The sequence below is a fragment of the Sporomusa sp. 246TCP1 genome (genome assembly GCF_057319775.1).
This window is the reverse complement of record NZ_CM170492.1, coordinates 1,426,744-1,447,112: the sequence shown is the minus strand read 5'-3', so window position 1 is coordinate 1,447,112 and position 20,369 is coordinate 1,426,744. Positions and strand designations below refer to the sequence as shown.

General features: G+C 45.8%; 19 protein-coding genes and 1 pseudogene. 2 read left to right on the top strand and 18 right to left on the bottom strand.

All coding sequences use genetic code 11. From position 1 onward, the window contains the following. Positions 1–73: 73 nt before the first annotated feature. From alaS to AC1ECB_RS07155, 9 genes are all read right to left on the bottom strand, one after another. On the bottom strand, positions 74–2,692 hold the full coding sequence (gene alaS, locus AC1ECB_RS07195) for an alanine--tRNA ligase (RefSeq protein WP_485668075.1): 2,619 nt from the start codon (positions 2,690–2,692) through the stop codon (positions 74–76). Positions 2,693–2,784: 92 nt separating this feature from the next. Next, on the bottom strand, positions 2,785–3,810 hold the full coding sequence (locus tag AC1ECB_RS07190) for an AI-2E family transporter (RefSeq protein ID WP_485668074.1): 1,026 nt from the start codon (positions 3,808–3,810) through the stop codon (positions 2,785–2,787). 201 nt (positions 3,811–4,011) lie between these two features. Then, positions 4,012–4,212 carry a hypothetical protein gene (locus AC1ECB_RS07185; protein ID WP_144034004.1) on the bottom strand — a complete coding sequence of 67 codons (201 nt, stop codon included), beginning with the start codon at positions 4,210–4,212 and terminating at the stop codon, positions 4,012–4,014. 1 nt (position 4,213) lies between these two features. Then, positions 4,214–4,411 carry a hypothetical protein gene (locus tag AC1ECB_RS07180; RefSeq protein WP_021170034.1) on the bottom strand — a complete coding sequence of 66 codons (198 nt, stop codon included), beginning with the start codon at positions 4,409–4,411 and terminating at the stop codon, positions 4,214–4,216. Between the two features lie 10 nt (positions 4,412–4,421). Next, on the bottom strand, positions 4,422–4,934 hold the full coding sequence (locus AC1ECB_RS07175) for a PRC-barrel domain-containing protein (protein WP_485668073.1): 513 nt from the start codon (positions 4,932–4,934) through the stop codon (positions 4,422–4,424). Between the two features lie 92 nt (positions 4,935–5,026). Further along, a complete protein-coding gene (gene mnmA, locus AC1ECB_RS07170; RefSeq protein ID WP_485669293.1) occupies positions 5,027–6,121 on the bottom strand; it encodes a tRNA 2-thiouridine(34) synthase MnmA in 1,095 nt (364 codons plus the stop codon). A 7-nt stretch (positions 6,122–6,128) separates the two neighbouring features. Next, complete coding sequence (gene nifU, locus AC1ECB_RS07165; protein WP_485668072.1) at positions 6,129–6,500, bottom strand: Fe-S cluster assembly scaffold protein NifU; 372 nt, start codon at positions 6,498–6,500, stop codon at positions 6,129–6,131. Positions 6,501–6,525: 25 nt separating this feature from the next. After that, positions 6,526–7,734, bottom strand: coding sequence for a cysteine desulfurase NifS (gene nifS, locus AC1ECB_RS07160; RefSeq protein WP_485668071.1), 1,209 nt, complete (start codon positions 7,732–7,734; stop codon positions 6,526–6,528). Between the two features lie 16 nt (positions 7,735–7,750). After that, positions 7,751–8,176, bottom strand: a complete 426-nt coding sequence (locus tag AC1ECB_RS07155; protein ID WP_485668070.1) for an RrF2 family transcriptional regulator — start codon at positions 8,174–8,176, stop codon at positions 7,751–7,753. Between the two features lie 216 nt (positions 8,177–8,392). On the opposite strand from AC1ECB_RS07155, the gene AC1ECB_RS07150 reads away from it, so the two are divergent. Both AC1ECB_RS07150 and AC1ECB_RS07145 read left to right on the top strand, forming a co-directional pair. Beyond that, on the top strand, positions 8,393–9,010 hold the full coding sequence (locus AC1ECB_RS07150) for an acetate uptake transporter (RefSeq protein WP_485668069.1): 618 nt from the start codon (positions 8,393–8,395) through the stop codon (positions 9,008–9,010). Between the two features lie 203 nt (positions 9,011–9,213). After that, positions 9,214–9,786 (top strand): DUF6143 family protein, encoded by a 573-nt coding sequence (locus AC1ECB_RS07145; protein WP_485668068.1) that lies wholly within the window; start codon positions 9,214–9,216, stop codon positions 9,784–9,786. Between the two features lie 14 nt (positions 9,787–9,800). Here AC1ECB_RS07145 and AC1ECB_RS07140 read toward each other — a convergent pair whose 3' ends face one another. From AC1ECB_RS07140 to AC1ECB_RS07100, 9 genes and pseudogenes are all read right to left on the bottom strand, one after another. Beyond that, positions 9,801–10,928: a metallophosphoesterase gene (locus tag AC1ECB_RS07140; RefSeq protein WP_485668067.1), complete on the bottom strand. Its 1,128-nt coding sequence runs from the start codon at positions 10,926–10,928 to the stop codon at positions 9,801–9,803. 406 nt (positions 10,929–11,334) lie between these two features. Beyond that, entirely contained in the window at positions 11,335–11,598 is a 264-nt protein-coding gene (locus tag AC1ECB_RS07135; protein ID WP_485668066.1) for a hypothetical protein, read from the bottom strand. Between the two features lie 304 nt (positions 11,599–11,902). Next, the gene (locus tag AC1ECB_RS07130) at positions 11,903–12,925 is read right to left on the bottom strand and encodes an Ig-like domain-containing protein (protein ID WP_485668065.1); all 1,023 of its coding nucleotides are present in this window, start codon (positions 12,923–12,925) and stop codon (positions 11,903–11,905) included. Positions 12,926–12,937: 12 nt separating this feature from the next. Further along, positions 12,938–13,690 (bottom strand): flagellar hook assembly protein FlgD, encoded by a 753-nt coding sequence (locus AC1ECB_RS07125; protein ID WP_485668064.1) that lies wholly within the window; start codon positions 13,688–13,690, stop codon positions 12,938–12,940. Positions 13,691–13,756: 66 nt separating this feature from the next. After that, positions 13,757–13,960 carry a hypothetical protein gene (locus tag AC1ECB_RS07120; protein WP_485668063.1) on the bottom strand — a complete coding sequence of 68 codons (204 nt, stop codon included), beginning with the start codon at positions 13,958–13,960 and terminating at the stop codon, positions 13,757–13,759. 98 nt (positions 13,961–14,058) lie between these two features. Then, positions 14,059–15,333: a hypothetical protein gene (locus tag AC1ECB_RS07115; protein ID WP_485668062.1), complete on the bottom strand. Its 1,275-nt coding sequence runs from the start codon at positions 15,331–15,333 to the stop codon at positions 14,059–14,061. A 219-nt stretch (positions 15,334–15,552) separates the two neighbouring features. Next, on the bottom strand, positions 15,553–18,033 hold the full coding sequence (locus AC1ECB_RS07110) for a LuxR C-terminal-related transcriptional regulator (RefSeq protein ID WP_485668061.1): 2,481 nt from the start codon (positions 18,031–18,033) through the stop codon (positions 15,553–15,555). A 277-nt stretch (positions 18,034–18,310) separates the two neighbouring features. After that, a pseudogene (locus tag AC1ECB_RS07105) lies at positions 18,311–18,400 on the bottom strand (transposase); the annotation flags it as partial. Positions 18,401–18,945: 545 nt separating this feature from the next. Then, complete coding sequence (locus tag AC1ECB_RS07100) at positions 18,946–20,265, bottom strand: replication-associated recombination protein A (RefSeq protein ID WP_485668060.1); 1,320 nt, start codon at positions 20,263–20,265, stop codon at positions 18,946–18,948. Between the last annotated feature and the right edge of the window lie 104 nt (positions 20,266–20,369).

Sequence of the window (20,369 nt, the reverse complement as noted above, 5' to 3'; positions counted from 1 at the left end):
ACCTATCAGTATATTTTCCTGTTAGTTATGATAAATTTTTACAGGCAGGCCAAAAGCCTGCCTGTAAAATACACTATTTAATTTGTGATTTAATGATTTGCTCAGCCATTTTGAGAGCTTCGGACAATTTTTCCGGCTGTTTGCCACCAGCTTGTGCCATATCGGGGCGACCACCGCCGCCGCCGCCAGCTGCCGCCGCAGTTTCTTTAATTATCTTACCGGCATGAATGCCTTTAGCAACACAATCAGCAGTAGCCATAGCAACAAAGTTGACTTTGTCACCACTAATAGCGCCAAGTACCACAACTCCGGATTGCAAACGATCACGTACCATATCGCCGGTTGCCCGCAAATTCTCCATATCAGCAGCAGCTACCTGGCCCACTACTACCTGAATACCATTAATGGTGTTCGCAGCAGCTAAGAGATCCTGTACCTCATTTTTAGCGAGCTTGGTAGTTAAGCTACCAACTTCTTTTTCCAGTTCCCGGACACGTCCGTTGAGCGTATCAATTCTGGTAACGATTTCCTCAGGACGAGTCTTTAAAGCACTGGCTGCTTCTTTAATAAGTTCATTTTGCAGTTTTAAATACTCATGGGCACCATACCCGGTAACAGCCTCAATTCGGCGCATACCAGCGCCGATACCTGCTTCACTGACAATTTTAAATAGACCAATCTCTGCAGTTGATCCAACATGAGTACCACCACATAGTTCTTTACTAAAGCCATCTACGATGACTACCCGTACCCGTTCGCCATATTTTTCACCGAAGAGAGCCATTGCTCCCATTTCTTTGGCGACAGCTTGTGTTGTCTCAATAATGGCTAAAGTGGTATTACCTAAAATAACCTCATTTACCATTTGCTCAACCTCAGCCAACTGTTCGGCAGTAACAGGAGCAAAGTGGGTAAAGTCAAACCGCAGTCTACTGCTGTCAACAGATGATCCTGCCTGATTAACATGTCCGCCTAAAACCTGTTTTAAGGCAGCCTGTAATAAATGAGTAGCCGTATGGTTGCGGGCAATATGACGACGTCTGGTTATATCAACAGACAATTGTACAACTTCGCCGTTTTTCAAAGCTCCCTCACTAATATGGCCAATATGGTAGATGGTTCCATCTGGTAATTTGCGGGTATTATTGACTTCGATTTTACCAAGGGCGCCGGCAATGATACCAGTATCACCTACCTGTCCGCCGCCTTCGGCATGAAATGGTGTAACATCTAAAATTACAGCAACCTCGTCTCCGTCAAAGGCATCCTTAACTACTTTACCATCTTTCAAGATCAAAACGACCTTAGCACTTTCCGCTTCCGGATTACAGCTTAAGGTATCTATTACCAAACCGGATAAATCAGGTAAGGCCACACTTTCCTCACTGTCCTGGCGGGCGGCACGGGCCCGCTCGCGCTGCTCGGCCATAGCCTTCTCAAACCCCTGTTTATCCAAGGTCATAGTATGTTCACTTAATATTTCTTCAGTAAGCTCCCAAGGAAAGCCAAAGGTATCATAAAGTTTAAAAGCCATAGAACCATCAAGCACTGTTTGACCTGCCTGAGCAAGTTTCTGAACATGCTTGTTTAACAATTCAATTCCTTGTACCAAGGTAGTATGGAACCGTTCTTCCTCTAATTGAATTACTTTTTTTATGTAGTCTTTTTTGTCAGTGATATCAGGATAAGCCTGCGCAAAAATAGTGGCAGCAATATCAACAATATCAGTTAAAAACGGTTTTTCAATTCCCAGTAAGCGACCATGTCTGACAGCCCGCCGGAGAATCCGGCGTAAAACATAACCACGCCCCTCATTGGAGGGTAACACGCCGTCGCCAATCATAATCGTCATACTGCGGCCATGGTCGGCAATTACCTTTAATGAAACGTCATTTTTGGCTGACTGGCCGTAGGTAACACCGGCTACTTTAGCAGCATAGCCGATGATTGGGTACAATAAATCGGTTTCAAAATTAGAGGGTTTGTTTTGCAACACAGAAGCAATACGTTCAAGGCCGGCACCAGTGTCAATATTTTTCTTGGCAAGCGGGGTATAATTTCCAGCCTCGTCCCGGTCAAATTGAGTGAATACCAAGTTCCAAATCTCTAAATACCGGTCACAGTTACAGCCTACGGCACAATCCGGCTTACCACAACCGCGTTCTTCTCCTAAATCGATATGTATCTCTGAGCAGGGGCCGCAGGGGCCGGGACCAATTTCCCAGAAGTTTTCTTCCATTCTAATAATCCGGTCAGCGGGAACTTTTATATCGTTATGCCAGATATCAAAAGCTTCGTCATCATTCGTATAGATAGTAATCCAGAGTTTATCCTTTGGGAGCTCCAGATACTCGGTCAAAAATTCCCAAGCCCAGGCAATAGCATCTTTCTTGAAATAATCACCAAAGGAAAAATTACCCAGCATTTCAAAAAAAGTATGATGGCGTGCCGTCCGACCGACATTTTCAATATCACCAGTGCGAACACATTTCTGACTGGTAGTAATACGTGGGTGAGGCGGTTTCATTTTGCCGGTAAAAAAGGGTTTAAACGGAGCCATACCAGCGCCAATGAGCAGCAAGGTCGGGTCGTTTTCAGGAATAAGCGAAGAACTTGGTTGAATTAAATGATCTTTGCCAGCAAAAAAATCCAGAAACAGTTTTCTTAATTCGTTTCCGGTCAATTGTTTCAAATTAATCAGCTCCAATTATAAAAGTAATCCATTATTCTGGTGGAATTATACTACAATTTGAGATTTAGTGTCAATATTTGGTGTGAAGAGAACTATAATAAAAGCTTAATACTGTGTTGTAGCACTACCTTGCCCACTGCCGCAACCGGTACACCTAGCAGCATGCCCACAACGCCAAATAACTCACCGCCGGCAAATAAACAGAAAATCACAGTAAGCGGGTGCAGTCCTACGCTTTCTCCAAGAATTTTGGGACCAATTACGCTTCCTTCCAACTGATGAATTACAAAAAAAAGTAAAGCAACTTTCCCAGCAAGCAGCGGTGACTCCAAAAGCGCCAGGGTTATAGCCGGCGTGGCGCCAATAAATGCGCCAAAATAAGGAATGACATCAAGTAAACCGGCAGTAATGCCAATTAGTAAGGCAAACGGGACTTTAAAAAAGTATAAACCGACACTAACCAAAACACCGACAATTATGGCAACCGTAAGCTGCCCTCTAATTACACCATTTAATACTTTGTCAATATCTTTAAGTGCCAAAGTAAATTCCTGTCGTAAGTGGCATGGCACCAATAAAAGCAAGCCTTCTTTGATGGCTTGCCAGTCATGCAAGAAATAAAAGGCCAATATTGGTGTAATGGCAAAGCCAATGAAATAGGTGATAAGCCCCAGGATGCTGTTGGCTAAGTCACTGGCAAAGGACTGCCCTTCCTGTTGTAAGGATATTATTGAATTATCAATCGCCATGCGGATTGAGTAAGGTAAAACTGAATTTTGGTAGTGGCTCTGAATGAGATAAAATAATTCCTCACTTTTTCCCAGAATATGCGGTAATTCCTTGCCAAAACTTTCTAAATCTCTAATCAAAACCGGCAGCAGGCGAGTTCCGCCAAGAATAATAACAGTAAATAAAATTACATATAACAGCAGGATCGCTAACACTCTTGAAAAGCCTTTTTTCTCAAGATAACATACTGCAGGGTTGAGCAAATAGGCCAGCAGTAAAGCGATAATGAATGGGTACAAGCCACTGCGCACAAGCCAGAGAAAATATAAAGTTATAACCGCAAATATAAAAATAATAGTAAGTCTGAAATGTTTTTTTGTAAACTGCATATGTTCTCCTTGTCAATAATAAAAAAGCGCTATCGCGCCCTTGAGGATACGGCTCTAACCGCAGAGTACACTGAGAGCGCAGAGGGGAGATGTATATCGAGACATTCCCTCTGCGTACTCTGCGTCTCTGCGGTTCAAAAAACATAAACTTTCTTATCTTATAAGAAAAAGGAGCCTACATAGGCCCCCTATTACCGGACACTAATCCAGCTTTTTCATCAACCGCTTGCGCGCCCGGCGTGCATCCCGCATTAAATCACGGGTGGTATCAGCAACTGCATCAGCACTACATTCAAACAGCGGCTTTTTTTGTGGTTTAGCCCTGGGAACTATGATGGCGCCTAGTGCTGTTCCTACAAGTCCACCAAAAAACAATCCTTGCCAAAACCTGTTGCGCATCATATCACCCCTTTTGTACCTCTAAATTAACAGTACCCTGTGCCGTATCATCATATAGAGTTAACGTACCATCAACCTCAACATTATAGATTTTCAAATCCTGATTTCGTATCATAAACTCTACACAACAATCCCCGCAGTAGTACTGGTCGGCACCGACTTTACCTATATCCCGTTGCCCGCATATAGGACAAGTTGTCATAAACTACACCTCACACCTTATTCGATTCAGGTATAAGAAGATTGGTCATAGCATCGGGAATGATTAAGCGATCCTGACCAACGACTTGTGCTTGCGGCAGCGGCATAATTTTGCGGCCATATAACAAATCCGTAATAAGACCGTCAGAAATCTCATAAGCCTTTATCTCACCGGTAGTACTATCATAAAGAGCGTCCACCAAGATACCAAAGCTTAACCCTGCATCAGTATAAATTTGCTTATCCAGCAAATCACACAGATAATAAACAGTTCCCGGCATCCTAGCCTGTGTTAGCTCTTGTACAGCATATGTGGCCCGAAGCATTAAGGCATCTCTGCCAATCCTAAATACATCTTCAAACACAACGCCTTGATCATTAGTAAACCAATTAGCACCAGCAAGAACAATACCACGAACAGCAGCCTGCTCTAAGTCAAGAAGTACTTCTTTTACCTCGCCAATCTGCGCACCGGTTCCGGTAATTAACACCGGCAGGCCAAATAAATTACGCAGTTTTTGCATTAGTAGGCCTCCCTAACAGATTGTAATATTAGTATGGCCAAAAAAGTGACTGTTTATAGCAAGTATTGTCCTATATAAAAATTTATGGCCAGTTACTTTACTGTCTTTATTATAATTCCCCCGCCGACAACAATATCATCATGGTAAAATACAACAGATTGTCCAGGTGTAATAGCCCGCTGCGGTGTGGCAAATTTTACCTGAACCTGACCATTACCAAGTGGTGTTACCATAGCCTGGGCGGGAGATCCGCTATAGCGAATTTTAGCTTCCACGGCCAGCGGCTCTTCCAGTGTATCAATTGTAATAAAATTGAGGTCACCGGCAATAAGCTCTGAGGAAAAAACATCCCGGTCTGAGCCGACAACCACTTCATTACGTTCGGCGTCAAGTGCGATAACGTATAAGGGTTTACCAACTGCTAAACCAAGGCCTTTGCGCTGCCCAACCGTATAAAGCTGGACCCCCTGATGCTTACCTAGAATACTGCCGGTCAGATCTACAATATTACCCGGTTTCAGTAATTCAGGAATACGATTTTTTAAAAAAGCTTTATAATCATCATTAGGTACAAAACAGATCTCCTGACTGTCAGGTTTATCAGCAATCGATAAACCTAACTCTCTGGCCATTTTTCTGGTTTCAGTTTTCGCAAATTTCCCGAGCGGCATCAAAAAATGACTAAGCGTATGTTGATTCAGGTGGTATAAAGCATAAGACTGGTCTTTAGTGAGATCAATCCCTTTACGCAGAATATAGCGCTGGCGGTCTTTTGCATACATAATCTGTGCATAGTGTCCAGTAGCTACATATTGGGCCCCCAGTGCCAACGCTTTGCTTAGCAGACCCTCAAATTTTACATAGCGATTGCAGGCAATACATGGATTAGGTGTCCTGCCTGCTGAATATTCTGCTATGAAATAATTAACCACTGTGTCCTGGAACATATCCCGGAAGTTAAGCACATAGTAGGGGATTCCAATTTTATTAGCAACCCGCCGGGCATCATCAACAGCTGATAATGAACAGCAGCCTCTACTGTCAGGGTCATTATTTTCCTGATCCTTTTCCCATATTTGCATCGTAGCACCAATTACATCATAGCCTTGATGAACAAGAAGGGCGGCAGTTAAAGAACTGTCCACCCCTCCGCTCATGGCTACAAGCACTCTGGGCTTATCAGCCATTAATGAATCACTTTCCTTTTTTAGCAATATAGTCTTTAATCGCTTCATGCAACGCATCGGCTGCTAAATTAGAACAGTGCATTTTGGCTGGTGGTAAGCCACCTAAGGCTTCGGCGACTGCCTGGTTGGAGATTTCCAGAGCTTCATCTAAGTTTTTACCTTTAACCAGCTCAGTTACCATACTGCTGGTTGCAATGGCGGCACCACAGCCAAAGGTTTTAAACTTTACGTCGGTAATTATATCATTTTCTACTTGCAGATAAATTCGCATAATATCGCCGCATTTGGCATTACCTACTTCACCAACACCATCGGCATCTTTTATTTCGCCGACATTACGGGGATTGGAGAAATGATCCATAACTTTTTCATTATACATAGTTATTCTCTCCTCTAGTGCTAAATTAATGGTGATGACAGCTTGAGCATGGATTGGAAGGCTTGAGCTCAGCTGCACTACCATATAAAGGTGACATACTGCGCAGCTTTTCTACAATCTCTGGTAAGATTTCCAAAAAGTAATTAATATCTTCTTCGGTATTACCGCGTCCAAGTGTAACCCGCAGCGAACCGTGCGCTACCTCGTGAGTTAACCCCATAGCTAAAAGCACATGAGAGGGATCAAGTGATCCTGAGGTACAGGCAGAACCGCTCGAAGCAGCAATCCCCTTCATATCAAGATTCAAAAGTAAGGATTCGCCCTCAATGTAGAGAAAACTAAAGTTAACATTACCTGGTAATCTCAAATCCGGATGACCGTTAAGTTTTACATGCGGGATCTTTTCCATAATGGCAGCTATTACTTTATCGCGCAAACCTTTAATATAGGCATTCTTTTTTTCCATATCCCGCTTGGCAATTTCGGCAGCTTTTCCCAGACCAACGATTCCCGGTACATTTTCAGTACCTGCCCGTAGGTTGCGTTCATGACCGCCGCCATGCTGGATTTCCTCAATTTTTACACCACGACGGATATATAAGGCACCAACGCCTTTGCTGGCGTAGAATTTGTGTCCTGACATGGAAAGCAAATCTATATTTAATTCTTTTACATCAATTGGGCAGCTGCCAACAGCCTGTACCGCATCAGTGTGGAAATAAATTCCCTTCTCTTTGGCAAGTTGTCCAATTTCTTTTATCGGCTGGATTGTTCCTACTTCATTATTAGCGAACATAACGCTAATAAGTATTGTTTGATCTGTGATCGCATTTTTTAAGTCTTCCATACGTAGCATGGCATTTTCGTCAACAGGCAGATATGTAACTGTAAAACCATGTTTCTCAAGATATTCGCAAGTATGCAAAATAGCATGATGTTCAATGGCTGTTGTTATAATATGGTTGCCTTTCTTACGATTAGCAAAAGCCACACCCTTAAGTGCCAGGTTGTCACCTTCAGTGCCACCACTGGTAAAGAATATTTCATTAGGAGTGGCATTAATCAGCGCTGCAACTTTTTCCCGGGCTTCTTCCACTGCTTTGCGGGTTTCCCGGCCAAAAGCGTGGACGCTGGACGGATTACCGAATTTGTCAGTCATATACTCCAGCATCAGTTCGGCAACTTCCCGGTCAACCGGGGTAGTAGCCGAATGATCAAAATAAATACGTTTCATGCTACTCATCTCCTTATCACTTTTCTTTCTCTTCCTTGCATAAATCGGCAAGAGTAATTGAATCCAATACAGCAGTAATACTATCTCTTACCTTAGCCCATACACCACGGGTTACACAGATATCAACCCGTGAACAGAAAGTTCTGCTGGCATCATCAGCCAATAAACAGTCTACTGGGGCAATCGGACCTTCCATAACCCGGATAATATCACCCACCGAAATTTGCGCCGGTTCTTTAGTCAATGCATAACCGCCCTGGGCACCACGTACGCTTTTTACGTAGCCTGCCTTTTTTAGTGTACCCATTAACTGTTCAAGATAATGTTCAGATATTTCCTGACGCTGGGCGACACTTTTCAGTGAAATGGCACCTTGCCCATAATGGAGTGCCAAATCATACATCGCCGCTACACCATATCGACCTTTCGTTGACAGCTTCACAGCATCCTCCCGCCCCGGCTTTTCCATTCCCGACTATTATGATAGGTTTTCTTTAAAATAAATAATAGCAGAAACTAAAACCGTTGTCAAAGGATAATGTGCTAATTATTTTCCTATATATATATCATAAGCGCGAAAGATATCTATTATTTATATAATTGACAGTATATTGTACCCTGTGGTATTTTTTATATATTAAATCATAGGAGGTCTTATATGAGCAATACTAATGGCAACACACAATCGGTAAAAATCGTTACCGCTGATCCAGGTGGCTTAGGTCTGTTTGGGTTAGCAATGGTTACTCTGGTGGCTTCTTCACAAAAACTTGGTTGGACTACCGGCCTTGCTTTTGTCATTCCTTGGGCAGTATTTTTAGGTGCTTTTGCACAATTAATTGCCAGCTTCAATGATTTTAAACACAATAATACGTTTGGCGCAACAGCTTTTGCCGCGTATGGTCTGTTTTGGCTGGGGATAGCCACTAGCTGGTTGATTAAAATGGGGGTTTTTGGCGCAGCATTAGCCGCTGATGTTAATGGTGCACAACTTGGAATTGCATTCATAGGGTATTTCATTTTTACTGTCTTTATGACTATTGGGGCTATGGAAACGCATAAAGTTCTTTTTATTATTTTTTTCCTGATTGATATCCTTTTTCTCGGTTTGTCGGCAGATGCACTTGGTTTTGGGCATATCTGGCACACGATCGCCGCTTGGGCTGAATTTGCTATTGCGATTGTTAGCTTTTATGGCAGTGCCGCCGCTACTCTGAATACACATTTCGGCAAGAAATTTTTGCCGGTGGGCAAACCTTTTGGTATTTTTAAATAATTTACGTAGCAGTAAATAAACGAATGCCCTCGCAACTGCGGGGGCATTCGTTTATTTATTCGCTGTATAGCCCTTCGGGTTATGTTCACCTAAATGCCATTCATTGAAGATAATTTGGTTCGTTTGAATTTCTTCTGCTTTTTTCACCTTCTATTTTACTGTACATAGAATGAACTAGAGTTTATTTAGGAGGTAACTATTCTATGAGTCAATATCTTGATTCGGATTGTTCTTCCCCATACACTACTATACCATCATTAGAATATACGGTTGCTATACCAATTAACCTAGCCAAATCTCTGGAAGGAAAATATTTCGTAGGCTACGCCGATAACCTAACCTTTGGTCGCGGTACTAGCGCATGGGCTAGACTATACAATCCATGCAATTCCGGAGTAATTTTGCACGTGACCGTCTGGACTGTAAGCGATGTGTCTGAATCCACATTTCGAGCCCAAATCTGGTTTAACACCGATCCCCCCGAAAAACCCAAAAAATCCACACTAGTAACTCCCTCTAACATGGCTCTTTGTCCCCTTCCTCGTCCCAAAATAAATCTTCAGTATGCCTCACAGGTTGTTGGTGATCCAGAGGGCGGGGTTAAAGCCTTTGTTCGGCGTGGTCAGCCAGAAACTACGATAGTCGATGATGAACAGGGAAAATTCATGTTCTCACCTGGCGGCTCTTTTCTTATTTTCTTATCTAACCCTGAGTCACCAGAGCTAACAGCTGCCGGCAGAGTAGCTTTCGGCTGGTGGGAAGAGCCGATTGAGTAGTTATGTGAAAAGTGTTATTCAAATTTGATATTAATATCGACAATCTCTGGTTGATTACCAAGTCTTATTGGTGGGCCCCATGTACCAAAGCCGCAGGATACAATAAGTTGATATGCATCTTTTTTCAGATAGCCCCAGTCTTGTTCATATATTCCCTTGGTAATTAAATTGTTGGGAAAAAACTGACCCTTGTGCGTATGACCGGATACTTGAAGATCCACACCTTGTTGAGCCGCCTCATTGATACGTGATGGTTGATGATCTATTACTATTATTGGTTTCGTTTTATCAATACCTTGCATTATATCTGCGAGTGTCCCTGTTCCTCTGGAAGCGTATCGAATAGCAGATAGATCATCGCGGCCTACAATATAAATTGCGTCACCGATCATGGTCCATTGATCTTGAAGGACTGTAATACCGTTATTTTTTAATAATGAAACTGCCAATTCTGGTTGTCCGCTAATATATTCGTGATTGCCAAGAACTGCATATGATCCGAACCGCGCTTTTATATTTCGGAGTGGTTCTGCGATCTTGTTGTTTGCTACATATGCAGCGTCATCGTCAATTTGATCACCAGCATATATGACTATATCCGGACTCAGTTCATTTAAGGATTCTGCTAATCGTTCCACGCGATCAATTCCAACAACTCGCCCCATATGAATGTCTGACACCAAAACGATCTTCAAATGATCGATTCCTTCGGCCCTTTTATTGACTGATAGATCATAGCGGATTATTACTGGGTTGAGCGCATTCCAGGCACCATAAGCTAACATTCCCATAAGGATAAATAAAACTATATAACCCTGGTTGGTCATATCTTTAGCTATAACTGGCAAAAAATTCAATCGCTTATCAACGACTTTTATAATATCTACAATAAGCCACAATAGCACTGACCAATAGGTTATGGCTAACCACCAATCTCCAATAATAAATAAGCCTTCTGTCTTAGCTATACCCGCCCTTGCCAAAATACGTGCGAAGATAGGAGCGGTTGCTGCCAAAATAAAGATACCCCAGTAACATATTGGCGGAACAGATACTACTGTTCTTAACCAATAAAAAAAACGATTACCTATATATAAGTTGGCCAGTCCGTAGACCGCAAAGAAGGTTAGAAGAAATCCCATATTAGCCCCCCCTGAGAAATAATCACTTTTCCATAGTACAACAAATAAATAATAAAGACAAATATTTTAGGGAGTGCAAAAAATCATTACTTTGCTCCCCTTCGGGCTAGTGTCCCTAACGCGGGGGACGAGGGTACGGACGAAAGAAGCGCTATTAAATTGGGAGCGCCGTGCACAGCCTAGGGTGTCGAGGGGACGGGGTTATCGACATTGAAATAGTTGATAGATTGTTGTCAATAACTCCGTCCCCTCGACAACTACATTTAAGTTGCTCCAGCCTTTGAGCAGTCCCAAGGCTGGATACTACTGAGTGGCTGGCTAGGCCTTTTCAGGCGGGATTCACACCCACTACACTCCGTGCGCTTCTTGGCGCACGGGACGTTCCTTTTGGGTTTTGACTGTCTATCTACCGGGTGCGGTCGACGGCCAGCAGATCCATAAAAATGGCGACCGGAATCTCCAGCACCTCGCTACCGTCCCGGTAAAAAATCAGGCGGTATCCATCTGTTGCTACACTTCGGAACACATCCTGACTGCGCAGTAATCCGAACCGCACCGATTGCAGCCGCCGGTGCATATCCAGACGAACCGTGCTGCCGGATTCCATTTCCACCCAAAGGCAGCCGTCCTCCATGGGCGTCACTGCGCGAAAGATTCTGCTATTTTGCATGATAAGCCTCTTTTCCTCCGTTCTTCAGCATGGCGATGAAACACATTTCCAGCATACCGCGGCTTTTCGGCATGAGTATATCTCCCATCGGATATTTATTTTCAGATTTTCTTCGGCCCCAGCCAGTACCGCCTGCACAGAGCCGGCAGCACAGGCATGCCGGATTGCTTCTCCCGTGACTCTTCAGCAAGTGGGCAAGCGTCTCGCTATATTCGGCGCCGTCCGGAAGGGAAGCAAACACATATCTGTTTGTGCTCCTCCTCATAACTTATACATTTGTGTTTACAGTTTACAAGCTGATACCTCAATCCACCGAGACATTAATAGAAAACTCTTTTGTCCCGTCATCTACCGAGAGAGTTCCGGAAATCGTCGCCTTTCCAACTGCAACCGCCTTCACCATGCCTTTCTCATCGACCGAGACCACCGAAGGGTCGGAAGACTTTGCCGTCAGCGTATAGGGCAACTCCCAGGGCAGTACCGCAATAAGCGGACTTGATGAACCGATCGATAATGCCGTGCCGCTCTCCAGTTCTACCGAAGCCAACGGTTCATACGACCTCTCGGAGCTTACCCCGTCTTCCTCGGAACCTTTCGGTGCTTCCCAGCGGATTGTTTCTGCCTCCAGCATCGGTTGGGCGGAGCCAAAAATCAGCACCGGCGTGATGTCATCGTCCGCACGGTAAACAGCGCTAAGATCATTAGCGACCAGGAATTGTGCCAGTACCTTGCCGGTGTCATCAAAGGTCGCCTGTACTGGATAGAACCAGTCTGAGACCAGTGCTTCAGAGTACTGGATGGTGTAGGCGCCCACGTTGCTGTTCAGACTTGTTGCCGCTGTGGGCAGAGATTTGATAATCGAAGTCGCAGAGATATCAGAAACCTCCAGACTCGCATTCGTAAAGATATACACGCCGTCGGGTGAGATGTCCGTCTCACCTGTGTGGGTGACGTTCACCTGCTTCCCATCCTCCGACAGGACAAAGTTGATGGACAGGGGTTTCTCAGCGTCCGGATCGGATTCAAAGCGGCCCACGCAGTTATCGTCCACCAGCATCACAGCGGGAATCACCAGTTCACTCGACGAGGCCGCTGACTCACTGCCCTCCATCAGCCTAAACTCGAACATCACGCAGCTATCGGAGAGGTACTTCATCTGCAGAACGGCGTTTTTGTACTGGCTGGAATCCTGGCGGGTAAAACTACCGGATACCGCCTCCCAAATCTCCGAAGGGGCCCCTGAGGTAGGCTGTGACGACTGTCCGCAACCGACACAACATAGGAGAATAGGCAATAGGAGCCCGAAAATTCTTAATAATTTCTTCATCGTTCTTACCTCCTAGATAATTAGAGTATAGGTCTTTTGAATGCCGCTGGTACCACCCGTATAAAAAACCTCAACGGTATATTGGCCTGATTTGCATTTATGCTTTGAACCTACGTTCGCCCATCCGTCCCATTTAAGCCATCCGACCTCGTTGTCGGTTTTTCGCGCTGGTCCGGTGCCTGAGTAAACAACTTCCCCATTGCTGTCATAGATTTTAAAGGTCAGTTTTTGCCCTTTGAGATTTGTACATTGGATATTGAACCGCTGTCGCATCCCACCCTTTGAGTCTCTGATTTTTTCAAAGGATTTGAAGGAAATTGAGGGGGAGTACTTATGTCTAATCGTATACTTCCAACTCCATCTATCGTTATACTCGTTTTCGGCTGTCAGAATAAAGGTATACATACCTTTGGGAAGACTGGAATAATTGGCTCCGAAATTTCGGTTTTTACTTACTCCGGGCTGGTAGGTATAAGGAGACCATTTAGCTATAGTCTTTCCCGACGAGTTGACCACCTTGGCGCTGAATTTAATCGGCTCACCGTACGATCCTCCGTAGCCTGTCTTATTGGTGATATTTGCCAATTTGAAGCTCATCCAAAACTTGCCGTCTTTCGTATAGCTCTTATTTTGGCTCACAGTTACATGTTTTTTAGAGCTGCCTGAGGCCATTGCCGTTGCCGGTATGTACAAAGACATAGGCAGCGAAAATGTCACTATTAGCAATATAGAGAACATCAATATTTTTTTACAATACTTTTTCATCAAATTCCTCCATTTATTATGTTATTGCCCGATATCGGATCAACCAGGTCTCTTCATCTGATTTTATTAGTCAATACCGCCCAGCAACAGCATGGCGGATGCCAGATAAAACGCCGACAGCGCCGCCATCAGGCAGAAGGTAACGCAGGCTGCCACGGCTGAACCGGTTTGCCTATTTGCCTTTTTTTTCTTGCCGATGATCCAAAAACTGAAGGATGCGCCGGCCAGTCCCAACAGAAAAAGAATTGCTGCCATCCCTATCAGCATCATCTCCGCCTCCTGCTTATGTATTTATTCCTCCTACTATAATATGAATTATAGCAGTCGGGGTCGTATTCCCTTGATCGTTGAGCGTAATGGCGATTACCCTACAGCCAACGGCTCGTAGTATTATTGATAATATCCAGGATGTATATTTTACCATCGTCGGTTACGGCGTAATGTTCTTTCGCCGTAACCTTTTCCGCCGTATTTTTGCCAAAGGAAAAGGTCCAGCAATGTTGTCCCTCCAGATTGCCTTCGCCATTGGCGACAAGCGCTGTTCCTTCCATTATACGGTCGGTCAGCGCGGCGCTCAGCAAATCCATGGCCTTTTTTTTCGTCATGCCTGCGTTTGCATCAATCCCGGCCACGCTTTCGATATAAACAGCGCCCTCTTTCAGTGAATCATACCATCGGGAAGCTTCCTCGGAGCTGCTACATAGGATCTCTACATTGACAATCCAGTCTATATCCACCACCCAATATTGGGCGCAGGGGGTTAACGTCCCGGTTTCCTGATCCATGTCTTTGCTTTTAGCGATGACCACATTCCCTTCCAGTTCTTGTGATTCTTCAGCGCTGAGACGCTTGATAAATTCGGCGGAATTTTCTCCATAGGTGTTGGGTGTGACCCAATACAGCAGCGCCGAGCCATCCTGTTGGGCTGCAAAGCGAAGGATTCCCCTTTTATCCATCACTCCCTTGGCTGAGAACACATTGGGATAGGAGAGAAGAAGCTGGTTTTTCTCGTCTCTGTAAGTAAAATCAACGTCCTTATCGTCGCCCATGTTATCATTATGAGCAGAAAAGAACGTGCTTCCCTCATAGGGCTGATCCACCGGCAATTCCGCAAGCCCTGTCATATCCTTCAATGCAATCGGCTTGCCGCCATCCATGGAGTAATAGACCGTGCGAACCTTCAGGTTCTCCTTGATGGTTCGCGCCAGACTGTCCAGCATAAACCAGTTGAGGCTTTCCGCATCATGAAAATGGAACCCTTCTTTCTGTTTCCGGTCGTCCAGCCCGGCCAACAGGGTGGAGTTCGCCGCCCAGTCCACGGTCACGCTGTCCCCGGAAAGTTTTGCGCCGTTCAGCGCAAAGTCCAGCCCCGACCATTGGGAAAGTCGCTTCGCCAGCACCTCCACCGTCAGAGCACCCGAAACCGTCTGTTCCTCGCTCTTTATCAAACCCTGGTTTTCTGCATCTGCGGAGCCGGCGGAAAAATCGGCGTAAAGGGTGATCTTTGTTTCCACAGCCTGTGTACCTGAAGTGCTGTTCAAGGATGTTTCCTTCGTTCTCCCGTAGGTGCACAGCGCTACGGCAAGCACGAGTGTCACAGCAGTTAATAATAAAGTGCATTTTTTCATATTTGCGCTTAACATAACTCTACCTCCTCTGTTTTCTCTATTTTGGGGAAATGCGGTATCCCTCCTCGTATAATAGTTTTTGCAAGGAAATTAATAGATAGCGCAGGCTACACCTCATGTTCCGGCGCGAAGGGATTAGATTGCGTCCATGCTGGTCGCACATAAAAAAGACGCCGTACTATCAGTGTACGACGTCTTTTCAGCGTAAGGATATCCCCCACCGGGTATTTATTTTTAGATTTTCCCCTCATCCTTCAAGTCCTGAAGCTGCACACGTGAACGAGTGCCCAGCTTTTGAAAGATGCTTTTCATGGTTGTCTTGACCGTTTCCTGTGAGATAAGCAGCCGGGAGGCGATATCCCGGTTGGTCAGCCCTCCGGCGGCCAGCAGCGCGACCTCCCGCTCCCGCTGCGTCAACTGAACGAGCCGGGTGACTTTTCGGATTTTCTCCACTCCCAGCCTGTGCCGCCTGCACAGAGCAGACAGCCCGGTCATGCCGGATTGCTTCTCCCGTGCCTTTAGCAAAGGGGTAAGTGCCTCGCCGTATTCGGCAAAGGGGAGATGAACGCCGTCCGGCAGGGCAAGTGAAAGGGCGCGGTCCAGTGCCGACTCCGCCGCCTCTTGTTGTCCCAAGCGGTGGTGAGCAATGGAGCTGAACAGATGAAAATAGACCTGCGGCAAGATAAAGTGATGCTGCTCTGCCGCTGGAAGTGCTCCTTGCACGATCCCCAGCATCTTTGCGTCCTGTCCTTGGGACAGCAAGCAGCGCAGATACGTCAGCACTCCGAAAGAAACCGCCACATTATACAAAATCCCGGTGATCTGGTCCAAATCCGTGAGCCATTCGGGTACGGCATTCTCTCCAGTCAGGACAGAGACAAAGGACAGCGCCAGATCAGCCATTCTTTTTACCGCGGGTTCAACGCCGGTTTTGACCCGTCCCAGAATACTCTTTCTCACGTTCTCAAAGCCTTCCGCGTCCCCGCGAAGCAGGGCGATCCGCAAAAGGGTCATTTCGGCGGCAAGGCAGATGCTATCCTGCTCCTGGACGCCGGCAAGGTAAATCGCCTTATGGCACAGGGCTTCGGCGGTAGTGTCCTCTCCGCGCATCAAAAGAGCCTCCGCCCGCATGGCGCAGTCCGCCCCGGTCCCATGTCCCTCTGTCAGGCGGATATAGTAGGGCAGGCATTCGTCCATGCAGGCAAGCTCCCGATCAAGCGCCCCGCTCTCGCTCCAGAACAGATACAACACGGAGGGTTGGCCAAAGGTCCATGAATCGTTCCAGTCGGCACGGTTGGAGAAGGGGCCGCCCAGCACCTCCCACGCCCTGCGGTGCAGGGCGCTCATTTTTTCAATGTCGTTAAACGCAGCAAAGGATTGCAGCAGTGCAAGCTGCCCGGTCAGTATCCAGGTGTCCTCATCATGGAGCCCGTTCTGGTCCGGCTGGGAAATCATCCCCTCCATCAGAGAACAGCCTTTCTTGAACGCCGTATAGCTGCCCACCCGAAACATCTCGAAGGTAATCATGGACAATGTCTGAGGATGGCGAACGAGAATTTTCCTGTCACATTCCCTGAACACCCTCTCCAGTACTTCTGCACTGCCAGCCTCCGGATACAGAGAAAAATCCGCAACTTTGAGGGGCAGAGAAAGCAAGGCTTCCAGCTCGCCGGCCTCCAGATAGCCGCACAGGGCGTAGTAGTGCTCACCTACCGCCGCATAAGCGTCTGCGGCGAGTTTTTGCATCCCGCGTATTGCATCGGCAGACAGCCCCTTAAGCTCCTGTCTCAGAAAGCTTTGCAACAAACTGTGCAGCGTATAGGCACCGCTGTCCCGTTCATAATGGAGGAAGGAACCGCTGCCTAGCAACCGAACGATGCCGGCCGGAAGAGTATCCTTTCCTAACAGGATATACGCCTGCTCCACCGTGAAGCGTTCCAGCAGGGAAACGGCAATAAGGAAACTCTGCTCCTCCGGCTCTAGGCGCTTCCAGATGACGGCACGAATCAGGTTGTCCATGCTGTCGGTAGCCTCGAAATCTCCCGCCCGCAGGTAGCGGATCAACTGAAGGTTCAAGGCGGCCACCCATCCCTCGGACAGCATCTGAAGGCTGTTAAGCTCGTCCCGGCACAGTGCAATCTCATTGGCGCGGAAATAGGCGTCCGTATCCTCTTTCTGAAAAAAGAAGACGTCATTTTGAATGAGAACCGCCTGATCAGCCGGTATTGCGCCGACATCCATCGGGTCAATGGATTGGGTAATGACCACGAGATGCAGTCGTGGACAACCGTGGCGGGAGAGCGCATGGAGGATACACTCAGGCAATTCACCTTGTATGTATTGAAAATTGTCAAGGATGACCCATGCGTCCCCATCGACGTCGCACCCGCTCATGATCTCTGCGATATCCACGATGTTTTCCTGCGTCGGATATTCCAACGCCTCCAATTGCTTCGCCGCACTCCTGTCAATATGGGAGAAGGTCCTGCAAATGCCGTTCCATGCCTTGCGGACCGGCTCTCCCATACAGGTATACCAATAAACCTGATGCGCATCCAACTGGCGGAGATATTCACTGATGACCGTGGTTTTTCCAAAACCGGAGGGCGCCTGCAGGACGATAAGCGGATAGTTATGAATAGTTTCCAACCGCTTTAGCAACGCGGCTGGGATATATACAGTCGGTTTGAGTCTTTGGTTTTTATTCAGTGGCATAATTCCCCTCCCTCAATTGGATAGATTGACCCGTCCCCCGAAAAATACACAAGATTTATTTAGAGAAATCGAATAAAATGAGGCTAAGGGGGATAAGAAAACTCAACGACCCTGCACTGAAGTACAGGGGTTATTTTAGCGACTGGAAGTCGCATGTTACGGCTAAAGCCGTTTAAAATTGAGATTGAAAATCTAATGGAGACTAAAGTCTTTAATCTTATTAATCTTCGACCTTAAATATTTCTTTAATATCTTGTTTTTCTTGATTTTCTATATACTACTTTATCGTTTCTTCGGTTACCGCTCCAACAATTCCACAAAAGTAACCAGTTGCCCATAGATGCTGGCCCCAATATTTTTTTAAGTATTGGGAATTCTTCTTGTATTAATTCCCATTTGCTTTTCGTTTTTGCTAGAAGCTACCCGACTGGAAGTCGGGGGTTTTTACCTTGTGCATTGAAAATAATTTATTCCATAACACATCCAAGCTTCAGTGGTGATAAAATCATAGCTACTGAAGGTTTCTTCTTGAGATTAATGAAATACACAGAAAGCATGAACCATGTCATTCTACTTCAATTATGCGTGTAAATAACGTTCGTTTTTTAGACTTTTCCATCAGTGAGGAAATTTATATATTAAAATGAGCTAAATGGTGTCGCGGAGGCCTTTTTGTGCCCCCATAAGGTGGTCCCGGCACCCCCCGTAACTCCCGTAACCCTTCGGCCTTTGCCGGAAAAAGCGTTCCGCAGGAGAAAAGCCGGGTGGTATTCCGTTAAAAAATCCGTACTGTTTAAGCGTAGCGAGTTTACGGATTTTAGGAATATCGCCCGGCTTTTCAGCTTTTGGACGCTTAGGGCCTAGACCTTTTGTTACTTTTGGGGCAATGCCAAAAGTAAAACCCCTCTACTTTTACTTTTTTTGTTTAAGCTGCTTAAGCCGTTCAGCAAAACTAGCTTCAAAGCCATGGGCTGTAGGTTGATAGTAATCTCGCTCGCGTAATTTGTCAGGCAAATACTGTTGCTCAACAAACCCTTCTTCGTAGTTATGGGGATACAGATAACCTTTACCGCTGTCAAGCTTATGAGCGCCGGCATAGTGAGCATCACGAAGGTGCAAAGGTATACTGCCATAATCTATCTGGCGAACATCCTCAATCGCTTTGTCAATAGCTACATAGGCCGCATTGCTTTTGGGTGCGCAAGCTAAGTACGTTACAGCCTGGGCTAAGGGAATCCTGCCTTCCGGCATACCGATGAATTGAACAGCCTGAGCTGCCGCCATGGCTACTACAAGCGCTTGCGGGTCGGCATTGCCAATATCTTCTGCTGCACAAATGACCAGTCTGCGGGCAATAAATTTGACATCCTCGCCTGCTTCCAACATTCGCGCCAAATAATGTAAGGCGGCATTAGGGTCAGAGCCACGCATACTTTTGATAAAAGCCGATACTACGTCATAGTGATTGTCACCTTTTTTGTCATAAGCCTGCAGTTTTTCTCCGGCAACGGCTTCGATGATTGCAGCCGTTATTTCTTTAGGCTTCCCGGACTCAAGCATTGCTGACGCTTGTTCAAGAATATTAATAGCCGTTCGGGCATCCCCACCGGCAATTGCTGTAATCTTAAGCAGGCTATCTTGGTTGCAGGTAATCTCCTCTTGTCCCAGGCCGCGTTCTTTGTCAGTTAGCGTCTGTTGCAAAATACCGATAATTTCCTGTTCACCCAGGCGCTTTAACCGTACTACCCGCATTCGCGAAAGCAGCGGAGAATTTACTTCAAAATAGGGATTTTCGGTGGTCGCCCCAATCAAGATGACAGTGCCGTTTTCAACATAAGGCAGTAAGACATCTTGCTGTCCTTTATTGAATCTATGAATTTCGTCAACAAATAAAATGGTTCGACGCTGCTGCATTCGCAAGCGTTCTTTGGCACTTTCCACCACTTTCCGAATGTCTGCCGTACCGGCAGCTACCGCATTCAGTTTTTCAAAATGGCTGCCTGTTGTTTGGGCAACAATGTGAGCTAATGTTGTTTTTCCCGTTCCTGGTGGACCATACAGAATAATTGACGGTATGTTGTCAGCTTCAATCATTCGCCGTAAAAATTTCCCCGGGCCAAGAATATCTTCCTGGCCTTTGTATTCATCAAGCGTTCTTGGCCGCATTCGAACGGCTAATGGTCTATTATCCTTCAATTGGGGTTCAAATAAATTTTGCGAAAATAAGTCCACACTATCACCCTTTTATTCACTGCATATGTTCTCCTATAGTATTCTATGAAAAAACAAAAAATTCCTTGATGAACAATAAATTAAACATAAATAGACCATCACAT

What these genes read in the sequence shown, in the direction of transcription:
- AC1ECB_RS07115 (WP_485668062.1), bottom strand. Translation starts at nt 15,333, where the DNA reads ATGTTAAGCGCAAATATGAAAAAATGCACTTTATTATTAACTGCTGTG.
- AC1ECB_RS07185 (WP_144034004.1), bottom strand. Translation starts at nt 4,212, where the DNA reads ATGATGCGCAACAGGTTTTGGCAAGGATTGTTTTTTGGTGGACTTGTA.
- AC1ECB_RS07150 (WP_485668069.1), top strand. Translation starts at nt 8,393, where the DNA reads ATGAGCAATACTAATGGCAACACACAATCGGTAAAAATCGTTACCGCT.
- nifS (WP_485668071.1), bottom strand. Translation starts at nt 7,734, where the DNA reads ATGAAACGTATTTATTTTGATCATTCGGCTACTACCCCGGTTGACCGG.
- AC1ECB_RS07145 (WP_485668068.1), top strand. Translation starts at nt 9,214, where the DNA reads ATGAGTCAATATCTTGATTCGGATTGTTCTTCCCCATACACTACTATA.
- AC1ECB_RS07125 (WP_485668064.1), bottom strand. Translation starts at nt 13,690, where the DNA reads ATGAAAAAGTATTGTAAAAAAATATTGATGTTCTCTATATTGCTAATA.
- AC1ECB_RS07175 (WP_485668073.1), bottom strand. Translation starts at nt 4,934, where the DNA reads ATGCAAAAACTGCGTAATTTATTTGGCCTGCCGGTGTTAATTACCGGA.
- mnmA (WP_485669293.1), bottom strand. Translation starts at nt 6,121, where the DNA reads ATGGCTGATAAGCCCAGAGTGCTTGTAGCCATGAGCGGAGGGGTGGAC.
- AC1ECB_RS07140 (WP_485668067.1), bottom strand. Translation starts at nt 10,928, where the DNA reads ATGGGATTTCTTCTAACCTTCTTTGCGGTCTACGGACTGGCCAACTTA.
- AC1ECB_RS07190 (WP_485668074.1), bottom strand. Translation starts at nt 3,810, where the DNA reads ATGCAGTTTACAAAAAAACATTTCAGACTTACTATTATTTTTATATTT.
- AC1ECB_RS07180 (WP_021170034.1), bottom strand. Translation starts at nt 4,411, where the DNA reads ATGACAACTTGTCCTATATGCGGGCAACGGGATATAGGTAAAGTCGGT.
- AC1ECB_RS07130 (WP_485668065.1), bottom strand. Translation starts at nt 12,925, where the DNA reads ATGAAGAAATTATTAAGAATTTTCGGGCTCCTATTGCCTATTCTCCTA.
- AC1ECB_RS07110 (WP_485668061.1), bottom strand. Translation starts at nt 18,033, where the DNA reads ATGCCACTGAATAAAAACCAAAGACTCAAACCGACTGTATATATCCCA.
- nifU (WP_485668072.1), bottom strand. Translation starts at nt 6,500, where the DNA reads ATGTATAATGAAAAAGTTATGGATCATTTCTCCAATCCCCGTAATGTC.
- AC1ECB_RS07135 (WP_485668066.1), bottom strand. Translation starts at nt 11,598, where the DNA reads ATGCAAAATAGCAGAATCTTTCGCGCAGTGACGCCCATGGAGGACGGC.
- AC1ECB_RS07120 (WP_485668063.1), bottom strand. Translation starts at nt 13,960, where the DNA reads ATGATGCTGATAGGGATGGCAGCAATTCTTTTTCTGTTGGGACTGGCC.